This is a genomic window from Citrobacter sp. LST-B2 (assembly GCF_057983045.1).
This window is the reverse complement of record NZ_CP192598.1, coordinates 3,737,555-3,759,854: the sequence shown is the minus strand read 5'-3', so window position 1 is coordinate 3,759,854 and position 22,300 is coordinate 3,737,555. Positions and strand designations below refer to the sequence as shown.

Annotated in this window: 24 protein-coding genes; 5 read left to right on the top strand and 19 right to left on the bottom strand. The window is 54.6% G+C overall.

Annotated features, from left to right (window positions below; all coding sequences use genetic code 11):
- Window positions 1–35 precede the first annotated feature (35 nt).
- From ACQ0PY_RS18100 to ACQ0PY_RS18060, 9 genes are all read right to left on the bottom strand, one after another.
- Window positions 36–1,220 carry an MFS transporter gene (locus tag ACQ0PY_RS18100; protein WP_109739413.1) on the bottom strand — a complete coding sequence of 395 codons (1,185 nt, stop codon included), beginning with the start codon at window positions 1,218–1,220 and terminating at the stop codon, window positions 36–38.
- A gap of 195 nt (window positions 1,221–1,415) precedes the next feature.
- Entirely contained in the window at window positions 1,416–2,411 is a 996-nt protein-coding gene (gene proX, locus ACQ0PY_RS18095) for a glycine betaine/L-proline ABC transporter substrate-binding protein ProX (protein ID WP_109739412.1), read from the bottom strand.
- Window positions 2,412–2,479: 68 nt separating this feature from the next.
- Window positions 2,480–3,544, bottom strand: coding sequence for a glycine betaine/L-proline ABC transporter permease ProW (gene proW, locus ACQ0PY_RS18090; RefSeq protein WP_042999628.1), 1,065 nt, complete (start codon window positions 3,542–3,544; stop codon window positions 2,480–2,482).
- Window positions 3,537–4,739 carry a glycine betaine/L-proline ABC transporter ATP-binding protein ProV gene (gene proV, locus ACQ0PY_RS18085; protein ID WP_042999629.1) on the bottom strand — a complete coding sequence of 401 codons (1,203 nt, stop codon included), beginning with the start codon at window positions 4,737–4,739 and terminating at the stop codon, window positions 3,537–3,539. The genes proW and proV overlap by 8 nt, the downstream gene beginning before the upstream one ends.
- Window positions 4,740–5,094: 355 nt before the next feature.
- A complete protein-coding gene (gene nrdF, locus ACQ0PY_RS18080) occupies window positions 5,095–6,054 on the bottom strand; it encodes a class 1b ribonucleoside-diphosphate reductase subunit beta (RefSeq protein WP_042999630.1) in 960 nt (319 codons plus the stop codon).
- 10 nt (window positions 6,055–6,064) lie between these two features.
- Entirely contained in the window at window positions 6,065–8,209 is a 2,145-nt protein-coding gene (gene nrdE, locus ACQ0PY_RS18075; protein WP_109739411.1) for a class 1b ribonucleoside-diphosphate reductase subunit alpha, read from the bottom strand.
- Entirely contained in the window at window positions 8,182–8,592 is a 411-nt protein-coding gene (gene nrdI / locus ACQ0PY_RS18070) for a class Ib ribonucleoside-diphosphate reductase assembly flavoprotein NrdI (protein WP_042999632.1), read from the bottom strand. The genes nrdE and nrdI overlap by 28 nt, the downstream gene beginning before the upstream one ends.
- Window positions 8,589–8,834, bottom strand: coding sequence for a glutaredoxin-like protein NrdH (gene nrdH / locus ACQ0PY_RS18065; RefSeq protein WP_109739410.1), 246 nt, complete (start codon window positions 8,832–8,834; stop codon window positions 8,589–8,591). The genes nrdI and nrdH overlap by 4 nt, the downstream gene beginning before the upstream one ends.
- Window positions 8,835–9,024: 190 nt before the next feature.
- Window positions 9,025–9,456 carry a carboxymuconolactone decarboxylase family protein gene (locus ACQ0PY_RS18060; protein ID WP_044255114.1) on the bottom strand — a complete coding sequence of 144 codons (432 nt, stop codon included), beginning with the start codon at window positions 9,454–9,456 and terminating at the stop codon, window positions 9,025–9,027.
- An 88-nt stretch (window positions 9,457–9,544) separates the two neighbouring features.
- On the opposite strand from ACQ0PY_RS18060, the gene pdxR reads away from it, so the two are divergent.
- Window positions 9,545–10,888, top strand: a complete 1,344-nt coding sequence (gene pdxR / locus ACQ0PY_RS18055) for a MocR-like pyridoxine biosynthesis transcription factor PdxR (RefSeq protein WP_099433375.1) — start codon at window positions 9,545–9,547, stop codon at window positions 10,886–10,888.
- Between the two features lie 55 nt (window positions 10,889–10,943).
- Here pdxR and ACQ0PY_RS18050 read toward each other — a convergent pair whose 3' ends face one another.
- The gene (locus ACQ0PY_RS18050) at window positions 10,944–11,270 is read right to left on the bottom strand and encodes an ElaB/YgaM/YqjD family protein (protein WP_042999636.1); all 327 of its coding nucleotides are present in this window, start codon (window positions 11,268–11,270) and stop codon (window positions 10,944–10,946) included.
- Between the two features lie 161 nt (window positions 11,271–11,431).
- Here ACQ0PY_RS18050 and ACQ0PY_RS18045 point away from each other — a divergent pair, with 161 nt between their 5' ends.
- Complete coding sequence (locus ACQ0PY_RS18045) at window positions 11,432–11,776, top strand: DUF2002 family protein (RefSeq protein ID WP_042999637.1); 345 nt, start codon at window positions 11,432–11,434, stop codon at window positions 11,774–11,776.
- A gap of 34 nt (window positions 11,777–11,810) precedes the next feature.
- Here ACQ0PY_RS18045 and alaE read toward each other — a convergent pair whose 3' ends face one another.
- The gene (gene alaE / locus ACQ0PY_RS18040) at window positions 11,811–12,260 is read right to left on the bottom strand and encodes an L-alanine exporter AlaE (RefSeq protein WP_042999638.1); all 450 of its coding nucleotides are present in this window, start codon (window positions 12,258–12,260) and stop codon (window positions 11,811–11,813) included.
- 473 nt (window positions 12,261–12,733) lie between these two features.
- Here alaE and stpA point away from each other — a divergent pair, with 473 nt between their 5' ends.
- On the top strand, window positions 12,734–13,135 hold the full coding sequence (stpA, locus tag ACQ0PY_RS18035) for a DNA-binding protein StpA (protein WP_061069695.1): 402 nt from the start codon (window positions 12,734–12,736) through the stop codon (window positions 13,133–13,135).
- 43 nt (window positions 13,136–13,178) lie between these two features.
- Here the strand turns inward: stpA and ACQ0PY_RS18030 are convergent, their stop codons facing one another.
- Together ACQ0PY_RS18030 and ACQ0PY_RS18025 are read right to left on the bottom strand one after the other, a co-directional pair.
- On the bottom strand, window positions 13,179–13,706 hold the full coding sequence (locus ACQ0PY_RS18030; protein ID WP_109739409.1) for a rhodanese family protein: 528 nt from the start codon (window positions 13,704–13,706) through the stop codon (window positions 13,179–13,181).
- Between the two features lie 9 nt (window positions 13,707–13,715).
- Window positions 13,716–14,015, bottom strand: coding sequence for an ArsR/SmtB family transcription factor (locus tag ACQ0PY_RS18025; RefSeq protein ID WP_042999641.1), 300 nt, complete (start codon window positions 14,013–14,015; stop codon window positions 13,716–13,718).
- Between the two features lie 179 nt (window positions 14,016–14,194).
- On the opposite strand from ACQ0PY_RS18025, the gene ACQ0PY_RS18020 reads away from it, so the two are divergent.
- Both ACQ0PY_RS18020 and lysM read left to right on the top strand, forming a co-directional pair.
- The gene (locus ACQ0PY_RS18020; protein ID WP_042999642.1) at window positions 14,195–14,365 is read left to right on the top strand and encodes a YqaE/Pmp3 family membrane protein; all 171 of its coding nucleotides are present in this window, start codon (window positions 14,195–14,197) and stop codon (window positions 14,363–14,365) included.
- 123 nt (window positions 14,366–14,488) lie between these two features.
- Complete coding sequence (gene lysM / locus ACQ0PY_RS18015; RefSeq protein ID WP_042999643.1) at window positions 14,489–14,938, top strand: peptidoglycan-binding protein LysM; 450 nt, start codon at window positions 14,489–14,491, stop codon at window positions 14,936–14,938.
- A 6-nt stretch (window positions 14,939–14,944) separates the two neighbouring features.
- On the opposite strand, the gene csiR is transcribed toward lysM, so the two are convergent.
- The 6 genes from csiR to glaH form a co-directional block, all read right to left on the bottom strand.
- Complete coding sequence (gene csiR / locus ACQ0PY_RS18010; protein WP_109739408.1) at window positions 14,945–15,637, bottom strand: DNA-binding transcriptional regulator CsiR; 693 nt, start codon at window positions 15,635–15,637, stop codon at window positions 14,945–14,947.
- 45 nt (window positions 15,638–15,682) lie between these two features.
- A complete protein-coding gene (gabP, locus tag ACQ0PY_RS18005) occupies window positions 15,683–17,083 on the bottom strand; it encodes a GABA permease (protein ID WP_042999645.1) in 1,401 nt (466 codons plus the stop codon).
- A gap of 129 nt (window positions 17,084–17,212) precedes the next feature.
- Window positions 17,213–18,496, bottom strand: a complete 1,284-nt coding sequence (gene gabT, locus ACQ0PY_RS18000; RefSeq protein ID WP_109739407.1) for a 4-aminobutyrate--2-oxoglutarate transaminase — start codon at window positions 18,494–18,496, stop codon at window positions 17,213–17,215.
- Between the two features lie 22 nt (window positions 18,497–18,518).
- A complete protein-coding gene (gene gabD / locus ACQ0PY_RS17995) occupies window positions 18,519–19,970 on the bottom strand; it encodes an NADP-dependent succinate-semialdehyde dehydrogenase (protein ID WP_042999647.1) in 1,452 nt (483 codons plus the stop codon).
- A gap of 24 nt (window positions 19,971–19,994) precedes the next feature.
- Window positions 19,995–21,263, bottom strand: a complete 1,269-nt coding sequence (gene lhgO / locus ACQ0PY_RS17990) for an L-2-hydroxyglutarate oxidase (protein ID WP_109739406.1) — start codon at window positions 21,261–21,263, stop codon at window positions 19,995–19,997.
- 18 nt (window positions 21,264–21,281) lie between these two features.
- On the bottom strand, window positions 21,282–22,259 hold the full coding sequence (glaH, locus tag ACQ0PY_RS17985; protein ID WP_042999649.1) for a glutarate dioxygenase GlaH: 978 nt from the start codon (window positions 22,257–22,259) through the stop codon (window positions 21,282–21,284).
- Between the last annotated feature and the right edge of the window lie 41 nt (window positions 22,260–22,300).

Genomic DNA, 22,300 nt, shown 5'->3' with positions numbered 1-22,300 from the left:
TAACACCCTCAGGAGCCCAAACGCTTGCCGGGCGCTTAAATTGCAGCGTCTTGTCGGTGAAATCCTCGCCACCAGACCAGCAGGTTCAGTACGGCAACGGTCGTCCCTGCCAGACAAACGCCCAGCCATCCGGCATGCTGCCAGGCCGAGGCGGAGATCAATGACCCTGCTGCCCCGCCGATAAAGTAACTGGTCATATACCCGGCGGTCAGACGGTTTCGGGCCTCCGGATACAAACGGTAAATCACCGTCTGATTAGTGATGTGAACCCCCTGAACGGTAAGATCCAGAACCAGAATCCCCACAATCAGCGCCAGCACTGAGGTGTGTCCCAACCAGATAGCGAGCCAGGAAAGCAGCAATAGCAGCAGGCCATAGGTTGTGGTGAGGTGAGAATGTCCTTTATCCGCAAAACCGCCAGCCGGACGCGCGCCGAGCGCACCAGCGGCACCCGCCAGCCCAAACAGGCCAATCATCCCTTCAGAATAGTTAAACGGCGGGGCGGCCAGTAAAAAGGCCATTGACGTCCAGAGAATGCTGAAATTGGCGAAGGTCAGGCAGCCCAGCAGTGCACGCGTGCGCAGCAGTTTATCGCGGGTAAACAAACTGAATACCGAACCCAGCAACTGCGGGTAGTTCAGGTGGGTGTCTGACTTCACCTTTGGCAAGCCGCGCCACAGCGCGATAGCCATCAGCGCCATCAATACGGAGGCGACCCAGAAGACAGTGCGCCAACCGCCGAGATTCGCCAGCAGTCCCGCCACGGTTCGCGCCAGCAAAATGCCCAGCAGCAGGCCGCTCATGATGGTTCCGACCACTTTGCCGCGTTTATCCGGCGTGGCAAGCGTCGCCGCCAACGGCACCAGAATCTGTGCAACCACGGAAAAAAGTCCGGTCAGCGCCGTACCGAGGATCATCATCGCCAGCGACTGACTGCTGGCGGTAATAAGCATCCCACCCGCCGCCAGCAGCGTCATGGAGACGATCAGCGTCCGGCGTTCAAACATATCGCCAAGCGGAACCAGAAACAGTAAACCGGCGGCGTAGCCAAGCTGAGCGGCGGTGACGATAAACCCCGCTGAACTGGCAGAAAGTGAGAAGTGGCGTGCGATGGTTTCGAGCAGTGGCTGTGCATAATAGTTGCTGGCGACGGCCAGACCGGTAGCCACTGACATGAGAACGATCAGTGCCGGGCTCAGCCCGTGAGAGGTTTTTGTCATTATGTTCGCAATCGTGAGTCAGGTGATGATTTCTTTGGGAATCAATCATAGCGGACATTTATGAATGTTGGGGATTTGTTGCGTGCCGGATTGTGCGATCAGGGGAGGGAACGGAGGGAGCAGGCCGGGAACCGCGTTCCCGGCTATCGTATGCCAGATAAGCGCATCGCGCGCCATCCGGCATTCAGGAGGCAATTACTTCTGCGCCGCCAGCGCGTCATTCACCCAGCCGTCAAACTGCTGCTGGTGGGCTTTTATCCAGCCGTCAACATGACCCTGAACGTCAGCTTCCGACGCTTTGCCCTCATGCATCATCGCGTTTTGCGCGTTAATGTCCGCCAGCGGCAGTTTCATGATGGCAAACAGTTTCGCCGCCGCCGGGTTTTTCTCTGCCCAGGCCTTGTTGGCAACGATGTGCATGGTGTTTACCGGGAAGCCATAGTTCGCGCCATTCGGCAGTTTAGTATCGATATCTTTCTGTTCGCCCGGCAGTGAGGAGAACGGCACCTGTAACCAGACCACATCTTTACCTGGCTTCATCACGTCGCTCACCCAGTAAGGCGTCCAGGTGTAATACAGAATTGGTTTACCTTCTTTAAAGCGGGTGATGGTATCGGCCATCATCGCTGCATAGTTACCGTGGCTGACGTCGACGGTTTTTTCCAGATCAAACGCTTTGTTCTGGTGGTTAATCACCGCTTCACAGCCCCAGCCTGGTGAGCAGCCCATCATGTCCGCTTTACCGTCGCCGTTGGTGTCGAAGATTTTAGCGATGTTGGGGTCTTTTAACTGGGCGATATTAGTGATTTTGTACTGCTCAGCGGTTTTCTTATCGATCAGGTAACCCTGCGCAGCCCCGGTGACGAATGTGCCTTCGCGCCAGAACTTCTTGTCCCCACCTGCCGCAGAAAACATATCGTCGTGCAGCGGCTGCCAGTTGACGGCGGTAAAGGTAGCGTCGCCGGAGGCAATAGAGGTGTAACCCACGTTATAGTCGACTTCGCTCGGTTTATTGACGGTGTAACCCAATTTCTCCAGCGCGCGGCTCACCAGCAGCGTCTGAAAGGTTTCTTCGGTGATGGTGCTCTGTACCGGTTGGACGGTAATGCCTTTGCCTGGCAGGTTGGCAGCGAAAGCGCTGGTAGAGACAAGGGTGGCAAACGCTGTGGCAATCATGATTTTCTGTCGCATCGTTGTTCCTTAATTATTGGAGGGACGTGTAGGCCCGGTAAGCGCAGCGCCACCGGGCAACAGGTGAATTACTTAATGAAAGGGCGCGTAACGAGCCCGACAGGACCGGTGGTGTACCAGCGACGGTTACCGCGGCTGCGTGAGTCGCGACCCACGGCCTGAGTCAGACGATCCAGAATGATGGCGAGGATCACAATGCCGACCCCGCCGACGGTGGCCAGTCCCATATCGAGACGACCGATACCGCGCAGTACCATCTGGCCCAGACCACCGACGGCAATCATGGAGGCGATCACGACCATCGAGAGCGCAAGCATGAGCGTCTGGTTGACCCCCGCCATAATGGTGGGCATCGCCAGCGGTAACTGAACTTTGAACAGCATCTGACGCGGACTGGCTCCAAATGAACGTGACGCTTCGATCAAATCAGCCGGAACCTGGTTAATCCCAAGGATCGTCAGACGCACAATCGGCGGCAACGCAAAGATGATCGTCACGACCACCCCCGGCACGTTGCCAATACCGAACAGCATCACAATCGGCACCAGATAGACGAACGCTGGTGTTGTCTGCATGGCGTCGAGCAGCGGACGAACGATCTTCGCCGCCCGTGGACTGCGCGCCAGCCAGATCCCCATCGGTAGGCCGATCACCACGCAAAAGAGCAGAGCGGTCAGCACCAGCGCCAGCGTAATCATCGCCTGCGACCAGGCGCCGATCGCGCCGATGGCAATCAGGGAAACAAGTGTTGCAACGCCCATCCCGACGCCGGAAATCTGCCAGGCGATCAGGGCGAAAACGACGATCGCCACCGGAGCCGGCATTCCCAGCAGCAACTGCTGAAAACCGTTAAGGATGTAATCCACCGGCACACGAATGCCCTGGAAGACGGGACGAAAATGGGTAACCACCCAGTCGATCCCTTCAGTGACCCAACTGTCGAGCGGGATCAGCGTCTTATGGAACGGATCCATAATGTTGAAATGTTCTGGTGCTGGCGCAGGTGCGCTGGTCAGCCAGTCTGCGCTGCCGCTATCGGCAGGCGTTCCGGACGGCGTGCTCCAGGCGTCAGCGGATGGTGCGGCGCTCTCAGCCGCTGGTGCGGTATCCCACGGATTAGATTGATCAGCCATTGTTTGTCCCCTCGCGATCTAAAGCCTGTAGCAGCATGCGTTTTGAAATAATGCCTACATACTGTTGTTCCTCATCGACAACCGGCACCGCGCACGGCGCTTGTCCGACATGAGAGAGCAGCTCGCTAAGTGGGGTTTGTGCATCTACGGCCAGCGGCTCGTCGATTAACGCCCCTTCAATGCCCTGAGCCTGACCTAATGCCGCTTTTAATGAGTCGATGGAGACCACGCCAACAAACTTATTGCCGCGTTCGATGACGTAACCGTATTCCCGATCTTCGTCCTGTAATAATTTCAGGGCTGAACGGGGGCCAAAGCCCGGCGTTTTACGAATCAGTCCCACCGGGCTACGGCGGGCAATATCTTTCGCGCTAAAGACCTGGCTAATATCGACGCCACGGAAGAAGGTACGCACATAATCGTTCGCCGGATTATTCAGAATTTCATCCGGTGTACCGACCTGAACCACTTCGCCATTTTGCATAATGGCAATTCGGTCGCCAATACGCATCGCTTCATCAAGGTCGTGGGAAATAAAGACGACGGTGCGCTGATGTTTCGCCTGCAGTTTCACCAGTTCATCCTGCATCTCGGTACGAATTAAGGGATCGAGCGCAGAGAAGGCTTCATCCATTAATAAGATGTCAGGGTTAATGGCTAATGCTCTGGCGAGACCGACACGCTGACGCATGCCGCCGGAAAGTTCATCCGGGTAGCCGTGCGCATAATTTTCAAGTCCCACCTGGCGCAGGGCATCCAGCGCTTTTTCGCGACGTTCCTCAGCACTTACACCGGCTAATTCCATGCCGAATGCGGTATTGTCCAGAACGGTCATGTGCGGCATCAGCGCAAATGACTGGAAGACCATCGCAATCTTTTTTCTGCGCACCTCGCGGAGTTCGGCATCCGATATTTTGGCGATATCGACGCCATCGATCAGTACCTGTCCGCGGGTGGGTTCAATCAGGCGATTGAGAAGGCGTACCATTGTGGATTTACCCGAACCGGATAATCCCATGATGACAAATATCTCGCCTTCTTCAATGGCCAGACTGGCGTCTTTAACGCCAAGCGATAGCCCTGTTTTTTCCAGAATTTGTTCTTTCGAAAGTCCTTTTTCAATATATTTGAAGGCGCGCTGTGGATGCTCTCCAAATACTTTATATAGATTTTTCACTTCTAATTTAATTGCCATGCAATAGAAAGATTCCCGTTATTTATATATATCGATATGTTACCTGATAGAAATAGTCACCTTTTTCTACCCTAACATACTGAGAATCTGAGACAACCCTGAATGCGATATGAGGGGAAATAGAGAGGAAGGCAAATTGCCGGGACTTCCCATGATATAAGGGCTGAGAGCAAACCACGGCCGGTGAATATTTTTTGTCAAGACCACTAAAAACGCGCCTGAATTTCAGCAATTCAGGCGAATATGACAACCACTATTGAGTGTAGATCACCCTGAAATAATTGGGTGATAAAAATGTGATCTGCTTAAAATATTACCATCATGATTGCCGTGATATTTCCCCTATTAATTTCCGTTAAAAATTCCAGTCTTCGTCTTCCGTTTCGACGGCTTTTCCCATCACGTATGACGATCCTGAGCCGGAGAAAAAGTCATGGTTTTCGTCGGCATTGGGCGAAAGCGCAGCAAGTATCGCCGGGTTCACCTCCGCCATTTCCGCCGGGAACAGCGCCTCATAGCCCAGGTTCATCAACGCCTTGTTGGCGTTGTAGCAAAGGAACGCATTGACATCCTCTGCCCAGGCGGTGTCGGCATACAGTTCTTCGGTATAACGGACTTCGTTATCGTACAGTTCCATCAGCAGCTCGAGGGCAAAATCCTTCAGCTCGTCACGCTCGGATTGAGAGCGTTTTTCCAGTCCTTTCTGGTATTTATAGCCGATGTAATAGCCATGAACCGCTTCGTCACGAATGATTAGCCGGATCAGATCGGCGGTGTTGGTGAGCTTACCGCGGCTGGAGAAATACATCGGCAACCAGAAGCCGGAATAGAACAGGAAGGATTCCAGAAACACACTGGCAATCTTCTTCTTTAAAGGGTCGTCGCTGGCGTAATGCGCGAGGATAATCTGCGCCTTTTGTTGTAACGGCGCATTTTCTTCGCTCCAGGCATAAGCGGCATCGACATCTTTCGTCTGGCACAGCGTAGAGAAGATGGAACTGTAGGAGCGGGCATGCACCGCTTCCATAAAACTGATGTTCGACAGCACCGCCTCCTCGTGCGGTGTCAGGGAATCTGCCATCAGCGACGGGGCCCCGGCGATATTCTGGATGGTGTCGAGCAGCGTCAGGCCGGTAAAGACGCGGATGGTGAGCTGCTGCTCGGCGGCGCTCAGGTTTTGCCACGCTGGAATATCGTTAGACAACGGTACTTTTTCCGGCAACCAGAAGTTGCTGGTCAGGCGGTTCCACACTTCGAGATCTTTGTCGTCCTGAATCTTATTCCAGTTAATGGCGCTCACGCGTGATAATGTCATACTGCTCTCCTTACAATGCGCACGAGACGCAGCCTTCAATTTCAGTACCTTCCAGCGCCAGCTGTCGCAAGCGAATGTAATATAACGACTTAATGCCTTTTCGCCAGGCGTAGATCTGCGCTTTGTTGATATCGCGGGTGGTGGCGGTATCGGGGAAAAACAGCGTCAGCGACAGGCCCTGATCGACGTGTTTAGTGGCTTCGGCGTAGGTATCAATGATTTTCTGTGCGCCGATTTCATACGCGTCCTGATACATATCCAGATTCTCATTGGTCATGAACGGGGCCGGATAGTAGACGCGCCCGGTTTTGCCCTCTTTGCGAATCTCCACTTTCGAGACAATCGGATGAATGCTCGACGTCGCATGATTGATGTAGGAGATCGAACCGGTCGGTGGCACCGCCTGTAAATTCTGGTTGTAGATGCCATAGCGCATCACTTCGTCGCGCAGATACCGCCACATTTCACGCGTCGGCAGCGTGATGCCGCTACGGGCAAACAGCGCCCGGACTTTCTCGGTTTTCGGCGTCCAGTTCTGCTCCAGATACTGCGTGAAGAACTCGCCGCTGGCGTAGCGCGACTGTGCGAATCCGGCAAACGTCTGTCCACGTTCGCGTGCCAGCAGCATCGACGTATGCAGTGCATGCCAGGTGATGGTGTAAAAGTAGAGATTGGTGAAATCCAGTCCTTCTGGCGAACCATAGGCGATGCCTTCGCGTGCCAGATAGCCGTGCAGGTTCATCTGTCCCAGTCCGATGGCGTGGGAGGCGGCATTACCGGCAGCAATCGACGGGACGCTGTGGATATGGCTCATATCTGACACCGCCGTCAGCCCGCGAATCGCTGTTTCGACCGTCCGGCCAATGTCCGGAGAATCCATGGTGTGGGCAATATTCAGCGAGCCGAGGTTGCAGGAAATGTCATGCCCGGTCTGGGCGTAGTCAAGATTCTCCTCGTAGGTAGAGGCGCTGTTGACCTGCAAAATTTCCGAGCACAGGTTGCTCATATTAATGCGACCCGCAATCGGGTTGGCGCGATTCACCGTATCCTCATACATAATGTAGGGATAGCCGGATTCAAACTGAATTTCTGCCAGTGTCTGGAAAAAGTCGCGGGCGTTAATGTATTTTTTGCGCACGCGCTCGTCGGCGACCAGTTCGTCGTATCGTTCGCTTATGGCGATATCGCCGAAGGGTTTACCGTAAAGACGCTCGACGTCATACGGCGAAAACAACGCCATCTGCGCATTCTCTTTGGCCAGGCGGAAAGTGACGTCCGGGATCACTACCCCCAGTGAGAGCGTTTTAATGCGGATCTTTTCGTCGGCGTTTTCGCGTTTAGTATCGAGGAAACGCAGAATATCCGGATGATGCGCATGCAGATAGACCGCCCCCGCCCCCTGACGCGCGCCTAGCTGGTTGGCATAGGAAAAGGCGTCTTCCAGCATCTTCATCACCGGGATCACCCCGGAGGACTGGTTTTCGATGCGCTTGATGGGCGCACCGGCTTCGCGCAGGTTAGAGAGTAAAAATGCCACGCCGCCGCCGCGTTTGGAGAGCTGAAGTGCGGAGTTCACCGCCCGGCCAATCGACTCCATGTTATCTTCAATCCGCAGCAGGAAGCAGGAGACCAGTTCGCCGCGCTGCTGTTTACCGCAGTTTAAGAAGGTGGGCGTGGCGGGCTGGAAACGCCCTGAGAGCATCTCATCGGTGAGTTGTGACGCCAGCGCTTCATCCCCCTGTGCAAGTGTGAGCGCAACCATCACCACCCGGTCTTCAAAGTGTTCCAGATAGCGTTTGCCATCAAAGGTTTTCAGCGTGTAGCTGGTGTAAAACTTCCAGGCACCGAGGAAGGTCTGGAAACGAAAACCGCTGGCGTGAGCGCGGGCAAACAGCGACACCACGAAAGCGCGATCGTAGCGTGCCAGAACGCTTTCGTCGTAATACCCTTCGCGCACCAGCGTTTGCAGACGTTCCTCCTGACTGCTAAACGTGACGGAGTGGGGGCGAACATGGGCGGCAAAAAAGGCGTCGACCGCCTGCCTGTCTTTATCGAACTGAATACGGCCTGCTTTATCGTACAGATTCAGCATGGCGTTCAGCGCATGGTAATCCAGCGATTCCTGCGTTACGCGTTCTGCGGTTGTCGTTGCCAAAATTCGCTTACTCCTTTTCGAACGTTGTCGATGTCGGCGGGGGTTCCCATCAGTTCAAAACGATAGAGCCAGGGTACGGCACATTTCTGGGCGATCACTTCCCCTGCGCGACCATACGCCTCGCCGAAGTTACGATTGCCAGAGGCAATGACGCCGCGAATTAACGCCCGGTTGTGAGCATCATTTAAAAAGCGGATCACCTGTCGCGGCACTGCGCCAGCCGTGCCGCCGCCACCGTAGGAAGGCACCACCAGAATGTAGGGATCGTCTACCCGGATCCGTTCGCGTTCATTCAGCGGAATGCGAATGGCGGGCAGCCCCAGACGCTGCATAAAACGGTGCGTATTTTCGGAGCTGCTGGAGAAGTAGACGAGCGGGTTCATGCGCTGGCTACCCGAGGCTCTGGATGCAGACGGTTGATCATATCCGGACGAAATCCTGACCAACGGGTTTCGCCGGCAATGACCACCGGCAACTGGCGAAAACCTTGCGCACGCAGGGTCTCGGCCGCGTCGGGCACCAGATCGACGTTCACCATCTCAAATTCAAATCCACGGCTTTCCATCGCCCGTTTAGTGGCGTGGCACTGAATACAGTCATTTCGAGTGTAAATAGTAATGCGCATGATTCGTATTTCCATTTAAAATGAAAGAACGGCGCGATAAGACGCGTCGGTTTGGGTGTGTACTGATAGAGGGAATACTAGATGTAGTTGAAATAAGTTTCAATCATACAAGATATGGGAATTATCGATTGATTACTCCCCACCGATGAGCCTGGCGGGGAGCGGGAGTTTGTGCTGAAAAATCGCCGGATTACATCCGCATGCTAACGGCCAGGCGGTTGAAGCAGTTCATCAGACCGATCGCAAAGGTCAGGTCGCTGATTTCGCGAGCGCTAAAATGCGTAAGCAGCGGCAGATAAACGTCATCTTCAGCATGGGTTCTGGCGATATCGGTCACCGATTCAGCCCACGCCAGCGCCGCTTGTTCCTGCGCGCTGAAATGATGACTCACTCGCCAGCCGGCCAGCGCGTCCAGTTTACTTTGCGTGACACCCGATTTACGCAGCGCCTTGCTGTGCATTTCCAGGCAAAATGCGCAGCCGTTGATCTGCGAAATACGCAGGTAAATCAATTCCATCAGCGTGGTATCCAGCGCGCTGTTTTCCAGTGCCGTTTTCGCTTGTACCAGGGCGTTATAGACTTCAGGGCTGAGTTCATAGTAGGGCTGGCGTAACGTCGTCATGGTGCTTCTCCTCATGTTGATGGCAGGCAATGTAGCACTATAATGGACTGCAAAAGAGAGCCATATTTTTACGAAAAAAGCAGACCATATGCCGCGCTATCAGCAAATTGCCCGTCAGTTAAAAACGGTCATTGAACGTGGGGAACTCCAGCCCGGAGCCAGACTACCGTCCAGTCGTACCTGGTCACAGGAGCTGGGTATTTCGCGCTCGACGGTGGAAAACGCTTATGCGGAGCTGGTGGCACAGGGCTGGCTGGAGCGGCGAGGGCAGGCGGGAACGTTTGTCAGCGCACAGTTGCATCCGGAACAGACGTACAGCGAACCGGTGGTCTTTGCCGGAGAAAGTACCGTTCCTCAGCCCTTTCAGATGGGGCTTCCTGCACTGGATCTCTTCCCGCGAGACATCTGGGCGCGGGTGATGGGGCGACGACTGCGCACGCAGACGCGTTTTGATCTGGCTCTCGGCGACGTCTGCGGTGAAGCCGTGTTACGCCAGGCAATCGTGGACTATCTGCGCGTGTCGCGCAGTATTGACTGTCTGCCCGAGCAGATTTTTATCACCTCAGGCTATGCGGCGTCGATGACCCTCATCCTGCGCGCGCTGGCCAAGCCGGGCGATGGCATGTGGATTGAAGATCCCGGCTTTCCGATGATCCGTCCGGTGATTGAGCAGGAAAATGTCGCGCTGCTGCCGGTTCCGATCGATGACGACGGGTTGAATGTGGCGACCGGGATCCGCGATTATCCGGATGCGCGTTTTGCGCTACTCACTCCGGCCCATCAAAGCCCGCTTGGCGTCGCGCTGTCGTTAGCCCGGCGTCATCAACTGCTGGAGTGGGCATCACATACCCAGGCGTGGATTATTGAAGATGATTACGACAGCGAGTTTCGTTATCACGGTAAACCGCTGCCGCCGCTGAAAAGTCTGGATGCGCCACAGCGGGTAATTTACGCCGGTACGTTCAGCAAATCGCTGTTTCCCGCCTTGCGCTGTGCATGGCTGGTGGTGCCAGTAAACCAGGTGAGTCGTTTTCGTCAGCAGGCGGTACGGATGGCCTGTAGCGTGCCGCTGCTCTGGCAGCAAACGCTGGCGGATTTTATCCGTGATGGGCATTTCTGGCGGCATCTGAAAAAAATGCGTCAGCACTATGCGCAGCGAAGGCAATGGACGGAAAGGGCGCTCGGCGAACAGGGATTTCACGTTGTGCCCCAACAGGGCGGGATACAGCTGGTGATTACTGTTGACGGTGACGATATCGCGCCGGTACGCAAAGCCAATGAGGCGGGCCTGGCGGTCCAGGCCCTGAGTCGCTGGCGGTTGAATACATCGGGGATGGGAGGGATTTTGCTGTCGTTCACTAACATCGCTTCGCCTGAAATCGCAAGACAGGTGGCAAAGCGGTTGCGACAGGCCATTCAGTCAGCGCTTTAGTCGAGTTTATGCCAGGCCGGATATACGTAAACGCTATCCGGCACCGGCCTCATCCTTAACGACGAAGACTCAGCAACGCACCGACGAAGATCCCCACCGCCGCCGCCGTACCGATGCTACACCAGGGTTTATCACGCACAAACGTATCGGCGCAGCCTACGGCGTCACGGGCGGCTTGCTGCACGCGCGTCCGGCCATGCATTTTCGCACGCGTCTCTTTCAGTAGCGCCTGTGCTTTACGCCGTGCGGTATCTGCTTCATCCTTCGCATCGCTACCCAATGACTTCAGTACGGCTTCCAGACTATCGGCTAATTGATTGACGTCATTATGAATATCCTGCACGCCATCATCTACGTCGTTTCGGTTCGGTCGGTTAAACATATGATCCTCCAGTGATTTCGATGTGACTTTCAGTTTAGTCGATATTTTTAACTTCTGAGACGCCTCACGGCGTTATTGCGCGTTTATGGACTTTTCTGAAAGCGTTGCCAATGCTGAATCAGGTAAGGTAAGCCCGCAGTAAAAGATAACGAGGAAAAAATATGTATTTACGACCTGACGAGGTGGCGCGCGTACTTGAAAAAGTGGGGTTTACCGTTGATGTGGTAACACAGAAAACGTACGGTTATCGACGTGGCGAGAATTATGTCTATGTTAATCGCGAAGCGCGTATGGGACGCACTGCGCTGGTGATTCATCCGACATTAAAAGAGCGCAGTTCTTCGCTGGCTGAACCGGCATCTGAAATTAAAACCTGCGACCATTATCAGCATTTTCCGCTTTATTTAGCCGGGGACACCCACGAACACTACGGCATTCCTCACGGCTTTAGTTCGCGTATTGCGCTTGAGCGTTATTTGAATGGACTGTTTGGCGAGGCGAGTTAATTAAGCGACTGGCACAGCCAGTCGCAAAGTCGTTTCAGGCTTTAACCTGTTGGTAGCGACTCACCTTAAACAGGCGGCGGCAATAATCGAGGAAATAGCCATATACCGCCCCCATCATCATCGATATTACGATATTAGAACTGACTGCGGCGGTAATTTGATGCCAGTCAGCGCCCACCGTCAGCAGAATAGCGACATAAACCGGGGACTGGAAGGTGACATAAGCCAGTACATCCGCCAGGTTTTTCAGCCACCCCGCAGAACCCACTTTACGCGACGCCTTCATAAAGAGATCACGATACATTCCATAGGGCCAGGCGATCAGAATGTTGACCGGAATGGCGACCAGTCGGGACGAAAGTGATTGCTCAAAGGTCATTCCGGAGAGGAAGATCTCGATCAACATGTTCACGACAGAACAATAAACAACCATCGCGAACGTGTCTGCTACAGCATGACGCAAGCGTGACTGTGGTGAGAACATGCTGATGCTCCTTGTAAAAAAGGGGTAAAATTGCCGTTAAATAAGTTCGTTTTAGTGGTTTGTTGTGGTGTTTTTGCTTGATGCTAGAGTATATTGCTGCATTGTAACTATCAACTAGCGAAATATTTTTATTTTGACGCTTTTTGTCGATAAAATACTCTGTAACCGCCTGATTTTTGTACCGGATAGAGTTTTTGTTGTTTGTGTATCTTAAATCATTAAAAATCAATGTGTTATGTTGATGTTCTGGTTGAGGGGTTTCCCTGTAAGGCAAAAACCGCATTCTATGTTCGATGAGCCGGTATGGAGGTTATTCGTCATAGAATGAGAAAATGAGCCGGAATATTATTTAGCGTATATTAACGGGAGGTGGTATTTCCTCTGTTATATTCCAGGGGCTGGAAAATGTTCTAATAATATAATAGACTGCACAGTGTAATAATTTTTTTTTGCGTTAAAGGATTTTAATTATTATGAATTTGATGTTACAGAACTTAAATAATATTCGTAAATTACGCGCCATGGCTCGCGAATTCTCCATTGACGTTCTTGAAGAAATGCTGGAGAAATTCAGGGTCGTCACTAAAGAAAGACGTGAAGAAGAAGAACAGTTACAGCGTCAGCGCGCTGAACAGCAGCAGAAAATTAATACTTTGCTGGAACTGATGAAGGCCGACGGAATTAGCCCGGAAGAGTTGTTCGGTAATGACGCCGCGGCCATGCGAGTGGGTAAAAAACGCCAGCCGCGTCCGGCGAAATATCGCTATACCGATCTTAACGGGGAAAGTAAAACCTGGACCGGTCAGGGGCGTACGCCAAAACCGATTGCCCAGGCACTGGCGGCAGGTAAATCGCTGGACGATTTTCTGATCTAATTCTGTAAGCGGTGAGGTGTTCCTCACCGCTTATTTCCCGTGATTATTGAGGACGGCGATTCCACGGCATTTTGTCGAGCAATCGCGCCATGCCGCAAAAACCAGTCAGTCCGGCGAACAGCAACCCCGCGCCTACAAAACCGCTGAGCAGGAAAAAGCCGCTGTTGACGCTATATCCCAACACTACGCCCAGTAAGGCCAGCCCGCCTGCGGCAATTTGTACCTGACGCATCAGCGGAAGCGGCTGTGATTTATCTTCTGCCGTGGGGAAACCCGCCGCTTTCCAGCCGTCAATGCCCCCTTCCAGCAACAAAGCTTCAGCCGGTGCGGCAAGAGCCTGCAAGGTAGCCGCATTGTTTTGCGTTCGTTTTCCGGACTGACAATGGAAAATGACGCATTCACCTCGCAGCCTGGCAGGAAAGTCCCCCTGTTCGAGCGTACTCAGCGGTGCGAGATGGGCCTGCGGAATATGTTCACGCAGATATTCGTCGGCATCGCGAATATCAATCAGTCTGGCGCCTTGCTCAATACGGGCCTTTGCGTCGCGCGGGGAAATCGTCCCGATGGTCATGTTCACTCCTTATGGACAATAGACGTTTTTCAATGTGGCAATGAGTGAATTCACCGCTGCATTTTTAATGAAATAGAGGATGCGCTGAGCATCGCGCTGGCTGCCAATCAGCCCTTCTTCGCGCATTTTTGCCAGATGCTGTGAAGTGGCCGAGGGACTTAACCCGGTGGCGCGTGCCAGATCGCCCGCGCTGGTGCCCGGTGAGCCGCAAAGCATACACAGGATCAGCAGTCGCTTAGGGTTGCTCATCGCTTTCAGCAGGGCCGCCGCCTGTTCCGCGCTGGCCTGGAGTTGTTCGAGTTCGCTCATATTTATTTTAGTGTTTTCTAAATTAAGTAAAGTCTAAAATAAAAATGAAGCGACTGCCAGTGTAAAAATCGTAAAAGAGGGTAAAAGCGAGAGTGATAACTGGCGATCTCCGCTAAGCTCGCTACGCTTAGGGATAAAATCCCTTTTTAAACAATGAGTAATTTTTTTTTGGAGTGTATATGGGTTTCTGGAGAATTGTATTTACGATCATTCTGCCGCCGCTGGGGGTCCTGTTGGGTAAAGGATTCGGCTGGGCGTTCATTCTTAATATCGTTCTGACGTTACTGGGCTATATTCCGGGTTTGATTCACGCGTTCTGGGTGCAAACCCGTCCTTCATCTCTTTCTTAACCGCCATGATACCGCCCGATAGCGTGACGTTGTCGGGCCACACCGGTCGCCGCGCCGTCAGAATTTTAAGCGAAACTTTCTGCTACACTTCCTGAGTGTTTATTGTCAACGATCGAGGTGGATATGGGACTTTTCAACTTTGTAAAAGACGCCGGGGAAAAACTGTGGGATGCAGTAACCGGTAATCACGATAAAGACGATTTAGCAAAAAAGGTGCAGGACCATCTGCATAAAACCGGTATTCCGGACGCTGACAAGGTGAATGTACAAATTGCTGATGGCAAGGCGACGGTGACGGGTGACGGATTAAGTCAGGAAGCGAAAGAAAAAATCCTGATTGCGGTCGGGAATATTTCCGGGATTGCCAGCGTGGAGGATCAGGTTAAAACCGACGCGCCTGCCGCCGAGAGTCAGTTCTACACGGTGAAATCCGGCGATACCCTGAGCGCTATTTCGAAACAGGTTTACGGCAATGCCAACCTGTATAACAAAATTTTTGAGGCGAATAAGCCGATGCTTAAAAGCCCGGATAAAATATATCCCGGCCAGGTGCTGCGTATTCCGGAAGAATAAGCGCCGTCAGGATTTTTGCGCCAGTAGTTTACCGGTCATGGCCTGCTGGATAATAGGTATCGGCGTCAGTAAATGTTGGCGCATGAGTTCACTGGCGCGCGTCGCATCGCGCGCCAGAATGGCCTCCGTTAGCGTCTGATGCTGAATGTGTTTATCCTCCAGCATTTCAATCGACAAGACCGTTTTTCGCAGCCAGATAAACCGATAGCGCGCCGCGAGATCAAACAACCGTTCACGCATTTGCAGCAGATACTGCGAACCGCATCCGGCAACAATAGCGGTATGGTATGCCTGATGGCGTAAATCCCACTCATCCAGCAGATGTTCGCTGGCGTCGCTGGCCTCTAGCTTGCTGAGCATGTGGGCGCGGGCGAGGATCTCAGCTTCCCATTCGTCACCGCCGCGTTCAATCGCCAGACTTACCAGCATGGCTTCCATATTGGCCCGGGCGTCGAAAATATCGAGCAGTTCCTGCTCTGACATGGACGCCACCCGATACCCTTTTTGATTCACCACCGTGACCAGCCGTTCCGCCACCAGATGAGAAAGCGCCTCCCTGAGCGGCCCAACGCCAAGAGAATAGCGTGAAGTTAATAAACTCATGCGCAGTTTTTCATCAGGTTGATAAACACCACGGATAATATCGTTCTTCAGCCAGCGGTATCCATCTATGGCCGTCGGATGGGAAATGGCGGTCATGGTCTTACTCCTGAATCGTGTTCCCGGCCTGCGCCGGGAAATCATTTAACGGGTATTTTGCAGCGGTGTCTTTTGCCACAATACCAGTTTTTTCCAGCGCGACATAATCGGCACGGTGCAAATAATCCCCAGCCCCAGCAACCCTGTGGAAATCACTTCCAGCTGTTGCGCCGGGCGGAAGAGCATCACAACCAGCACAAAGATGATAAAGCCAATCACCAGCCAGGTCAGCCATGGATAGAGCCACATTTTCAGTTTGATCTCGCCGCCTTCCGCCAGCAGGATTTTGCGCATCCTCAGCTGAGAAACGGCGATAACCAGATACACCAGCAGGGCGATAGCGCCGGAGCTGTCAATCAGGAACTTAAACACTTTTGCCGGGGCATAATAGTTCACGACTACGGTTAAAAACGCCGCGCCTGTCGAGAGTAACACCGCCACCCAGGGGGTTTTGCTGCGATTGATTTTACCCATCATGGCTGGCGCGTCGCCACGGCGGCTCAGGGAGTAGAGCATTCGCGACGCGGTATACAGCGCAGAGTTCAGGCAACTGGTTACCGACAGCAGGATCACACAGTCCATGATCAGTTTGGCATGCGGAATATGCAGCAGTTCCAGCACCGACTGATAGGAACCTACCTCTTTCAGACCCGGCATGTTCCACGGAATCAGGGAGACGACGACAAAGATCGAACACAGATAAAAGATCGAAATACGCCAGATGACCGAGTTAGTGGCGCGGACGATGTGCTTATCCGGCGTGTCGGATTCGGCAGCGGCGATGGTAACAATCTCAGCGCCCATAAAGGAGAACATGGTGATCAGCATGGCGCTTAGCACCGCGCCAAAGCCGTTCGGCATAAAGCCGCCGTGATCCCACAAGCGCGAAATACCGCTGACTTCAGCGTAAGGGTAAAAACCGCTGATCGCCGCGGCACCCAGCGCGATAAAGGCGAGGATGGCAATCACTTTGCACAGCGCCAGCCAGAACTCAAATTCACCGTAGTTTTTGACGCTCAGCAAATTACTGCCGGTCAACGCCAGCGTGATGACCAGCGAGAACAGCCAGATCGGGATGCCGGGGACCCAGGAATTGAGGATGATGGCGGCGATATTCGCTTCAAGCGGGATCACCAACACCCAGAACCACCAGTACAACCAGCCGATGGTGTAGCCTGCCCAGCGTCCGATGGCTTTATCGGCGTACGTGGAAAAGGAACCGGTGTCCGGCGTGGCGACGGCCATTTCGGCCAGCATCCGCATAATCATCACCACCAGTAATCCGGCGAACAGATAGGCCAGCAGGACCGCGGGCCCGGCCTGGGCTATCGCCACACTGGAACCCACAAACAGACTTGCGCCGATAACCCCGGCAATAGACAGCATGGTGACGTGGCGTGATTTCAGCCCGCCCCCTAAATCATGTGATTGCGACAGTTGCCCCATCTTATGACCTCTTTATTGTTATTGAACCGTTTGCCGGATGGCGGCTCCGCCTTATCCGGCCTTCAGAGGAGAGGTTTTCCAGGCCGGACAAGACGCCGAGGCATCTTGTCCGGCAGCGCTACAGGCGTGTTAACCGTGTTTCACCTCATCAAAACACTGGGCGATAATGTCCAGCCCCTGGCGGATTTGCGCCTCTTCAATAGTGAGCGGAACGAGGATGCGCAGCACGTTGTAGTACGGCCCACAGGAGAGCAGGATCAGACCTTTATCGCGGGCGCGCGTGACGATCTCTGCCGTCAGTTTTGCATCCGGCTTGTTGTGGTCGCCGTCTTCAAACAGTTCGATGGCGATCATCGCCCCCAGCCCACGGACATCGCCGATTTCACGATGCGTTTCGGCAATCGCCAGCAGACCGTTGCGCAGGGTTTTGCCGAGTTCGTTGGCTTTTTGCAGCAGATTTTCCTGCTCGAAAATGTTCAGGACCGCCAGCGCGGCGGCGCAGGCAATCGGGTTACCGGCATAGGTGCCGCCCAGTCCACCCGGCGGGATGGCGTCCATGACGTCGGCGCGTCCGGTGACGCCCGCCAGCGGGAAGCCCCCGGCAATGGATTTGGCGAAGGTAGTGATGTCCGGTGCCACGCCCATCTGCTCCATCGCAAACAGCGTACCGGTACGCCCCGCACCGCTCTGTACTTCATCGGCAATCAGCATGATCCCGTGTTCGTCGCAAATCGCGCGCAGGCGCTGCATAAAGGCCGGAGAGGCGGCGTAAAAACCGCCTTCGCCCTGTACTGGTTCAATCACGATGGCGGCGATATCTTCCGGCGCGGCATCATTTTTAAAGATGCGGTGAATGCTGGCGATGGCGTCATCTTCGCTAATGCCATGCAGGGCGCACGGAAAGAGCGCGCGATAGACGTGACCCGGCATCAGCCCCATTCCGGCAGAGTACGGGTTCACTTTCCCGGTCAGCGACAGGGTGTAGTGAGTGCGACCGTGGTATGCACCGCTAAAGGCGATCGTCCCCGTCCGTTTCGTTGCCGCGCGGGCGATCTTCACCGCGTTTTCTACCGCTTCGGAACCGGTGGTGACCAGCAGGGTCTTTTTGGCGAAGTCGCCCGGCACTTTCTGGTTCATGATTTCGCACAGTTGCAGATACGGCTCATAGGCCAACACCTGGAAGCAGGTGTGGGACAGTTTTTTCAGTTGCGCTTCGACTGCCGAGACGATCTGCGGGTGCAGGTGTCCGGTGTTCAGCACCGCGATGCCGCCAGCAAAATCCAGGAATTCACGGCCTTCCACATCCCAGACCCGACAGTTTTCCGCGCGCGCGGCAAAGATCGGATGAATTTGTCCTACGCCACGCGGGACGGCATGAGCGCGACGCTGCATTAATTCGTTATTGGTGCTCATCAGGTGTTCTCCAGTTGATTTATTATGAAAGGCCAATGCACAGGTATTTGATTTCTAAGTAATCTTCGATGCCGTATTTGGAACCTTCACGGCCAAGACCGGAGGCTTTGATTCCGCCAAACGGCGCGACTTCGTTCGAGATAATGCCGGTATTAATGCCGACGATGCCGTACTCCAGCGCCTCGCCAACGCGAAAGACGCGGCTCAAATCGCGGGCGTAGAAATAGGCCGCCAGACCAAACTCGGTGTCGTTGGCCTGTCTGATAACGTCGGCTTCATCACTAAAGCGGAACAGCGGAGCCAATGGACCGAAGGTCTCTTCTTTGGCGACCTTTGCGTTGTCTGGCACGTCCACCAGAATGGTGGGCTGGAAGAAATTACCGCCCAGCGCGTGCGGTTTTCCGCCGGTGATGATGCGCGCCCCTTTTTCCAGCGCATCGGCAATATGCTCCTGCACTTTGGCGACCGCTTTCTCATCAATCAGTGGGCCGGTAGTGACGTCGGGTGCCAGACCGTCACCGAGATGCAGTTTTTCCACCGCCTGTTGCAGCTTCTCCGCAAAGCGCTCATAAACGCCGTCCTGCACATACAGACGGTTGGCGCAGACGCAGGTCTGTCCGGCGTTGCGGAACTTGGACGCCAGCGCGCCTTCAACCGCTTTATCGAGGCAGGCATCGTCAAAGACGATAAACGGCGCATTACCGCCCAACTCCAGAGAGACTTTTTTGATGTCTTTGGCGCACTGTTCCATCAACTGACGACCGATCTCCGTCGAACCGGTGAACGACAGTTTGCGCACCAGCGGATTGTGGGTCAGTTCGTTACCGACCGCGCCCGCCGAACCGGTGACAACACTGAATACGCCCGGCGGGATCCCGGCGCGGTTTGCCAGTTCCGCCAGCGCCAGCGCGGAGAACGGCGTCTGGCTGGCGGGTTTAAGCACCATCGTGCAGCCAGCCGCCAGTGCCGGACCGGCTTTGCGGGTGATCATCGCTGACGGGAAGTTCCACGGCGTAATGGCGGCAGTAACGCCAATCGGTTGCTTAATGACGATCAGGCGTTTGTCGGCCTGGTGTCCGGGAATGGTGTCGCCATAAATGCGTTTGCCCTCTTCGGCAAACCACTCAATAAAGGAGGCGGCATAGCTGATTTCCCCTTTGGCTTCTGCCAGCGGCTTGCCCTGTTCCAGGGTCATCAGGCGGGCGAGATCGTCCTGATGCTCCAGCATCAGATTGAACCAGCGACGCAGAATATTCGCCCGCTCTTTGGCGGTGAGGTCGCGCCAGGCGGGCAGTGCGCGGTTAGCGGCCTCAATGGCGTCGCGGGTTTCCGCGCTGCCCATTTTTGGCACGCTGCCCAGCGTCTTGCCGTTGGCCGGGTTGGTCACCGCAATGACTTCGCCGCTATCGGCATCGCGCCACTGGCCGTCGATCAAGGCCTGCTGACGGAACAACGTCGGATCGTTTAGTTGCATGATGGCTTCCTGTCTGAAAAAAGGTTAACGGGTGAAAGCGGCGTGTAAGGTGTCCACGCTACGTGCCGCACGCAGCGTGCGTCCGGGGTTGCTCTGGTTTGCCAGCAGCGTTTGTACCTGGCTGACGATGTGTGCGCCGATAGGCAGCGCTGACGTCGCCGCAGGGGAGGGGGCATTGCAGGTGTGGATCGATCGCGGTGTGGTGACAAACAGAAAATCGTCAATCAGCTTGCCGTCCGGCGAAACGGCCTGAGCGCGGACGCCTGCAGGCCACGGTTGCAGATCGTTTAGCGTCAGGCTCGGGCAGTACTTTTGCACCAGTCGGAGATAGCCACTCTTGCACAGCGAGTTTTTCATTTCGCTTAAACCGGCGCGCAGGTTGTTTTGCAGAACCCGACGAATGCCGGAAGAACCGAGGATCTCCAGCGTATCGCTGAGCGAAAAGTCGCGTTTGCGATAGCCCTCGCGCTTAAACGCCAGCACCGCATTTGGCCCAACCGTGACGCTGCCGTCGATCATGCGGGTGAGATGGACGCCGAGAAACGGCATCGCCGGATCGGGAATCGGGTAGATCAAATGGTTGACGATATGGTTGTGTTCCGCCGCCAGGCGGAAGTACTCGCCACGGAACGGGCAGATGATAAAGCCTGGCTCGACGCCGAGCATTTTCACCAGCCGATCGGCCATCAGTCCGGAGCAGGTAATTAGCGTCGACCCTTCACATTCCTGTCCCTGGCGGGTACGCACGACCATGCCCGAGGCGTGCTCTTTCAGAGCGCTGACGTCGGCGTTGTAGATAATTTCGCCGCCTCTGGCCTGGAAGATTTTCGCCATCGCCGCCGTGACCTCCCGGTAGCTGACGATCCCGCTGGACGGCACAAAAATGCCGCCGAGTCCGGTGATGTTTGGTTCGCGCTCGCGCAATTCCTGCGCATTCAGCCACTCGCGTTCTAAGCCATTCGCGGCGGTGCGATCCCACAGGGCGCGCATCCGTTCCATTTCCTGTTCAGAGGTGGCGACCAACATCTTGCCGCAGGTGTCGTAGCGGATGCTGTTTTGATCGCAAAAGGCTTTGGTCGCACGGTTACCGACGAGACAAAACTGCGCTTTAAGACTGCCGGGAGTGTAATAGACCCCGGCATGGATCACGCCGCTGTTGTGGCCCGTCTGATGACAGGCCGGGCCGGACTCTTTTTCCAGCAGCGCGATGCGAGCGTCCGGATAGACCTCACTTAACTGCATGGCGGTCGACATGCCAATAATGCCGCCGCCAATAATCACAAAATCATACATCCGCTTGTTCCTTCACGCTTACTGATGCGTCTGGTAGTGGTGGGTGGAATAAGCGAAGTAGCCGCGCTGACGCATGAGTTCGCGGCGCAGGTCCGGGTGCGAGGTAAAACGATCGCGACCGTGTAGCCAGAACAGGTTGTTGATCAACAGGAATTTACCCACCGAAACCGGAACGGACAGGATGCTTTTGCTGGTTTCCAGCGCATCAGACAGCTCGCTCAGCCAGACACCTTCTTCAAAATCTTTTGGCTGCACAAACTGGTCGATGTAGCGCATAACCGGGCGGCCCTGTTGGTCGACGTCAAATACCGGGTGGTACACATCATGACTGACGTTCTTGCTGGGCGGCGCAGCGAAGCGCATCGGACGGCGCGCCAGTGGGTGGCTGAAGTACTCGTCAAGATGTTCCCAGTCGTCAAGATGCAGCAGCAGCGAGTTGCCGCCGGTCATGTTTTGCTCGTCGATTTTCATCATCAGCACGTAATCAGTGATCTCTTCGACGTAGGTGCCGTCGTTATGCAACTCCATTACGCGGTGTGGCTGACGCAGATAGCTGTCTGAGTTATCGACGTTTTTTACCACAAAGCGCGCATAATACTGACCGCTCATGGCATCAAAGTTGGAGCGTCCAACCAGATGGGCCACCGCGGTTGCCAGTTTGACCATATCGTCAGCCTGCGCCACGTTATCGATGCCTTCTGCGTTGATCAGCAACGCGCCCTTTGCGCGATCCAGCAGCGTTTTCAGCAGCAGCGGCTGCAGCTGGTTGTCGCACAGATCGTCAAGGATCTTGCCCACTTTGAAGCGCAGGAACGATTTGTATTCCAGTGCCTGCACCGGCCATTGCGCGACCTGCCGAAGAAAGTGTTCTGTTGTCCGGGCGGAAAAGGTCAGCTCCAGCAGACGTGGGGATTGGGCTGACGGTTTCAGCGTAAATCCGTTGCCAGGTTGGCCTGGATCTTCAGCGTTTGGTTTAACGGCAGTCAGTGCATTCATCAGAATCGATCCTCTCAGTAGATGGTCAGGGAGACATGGCG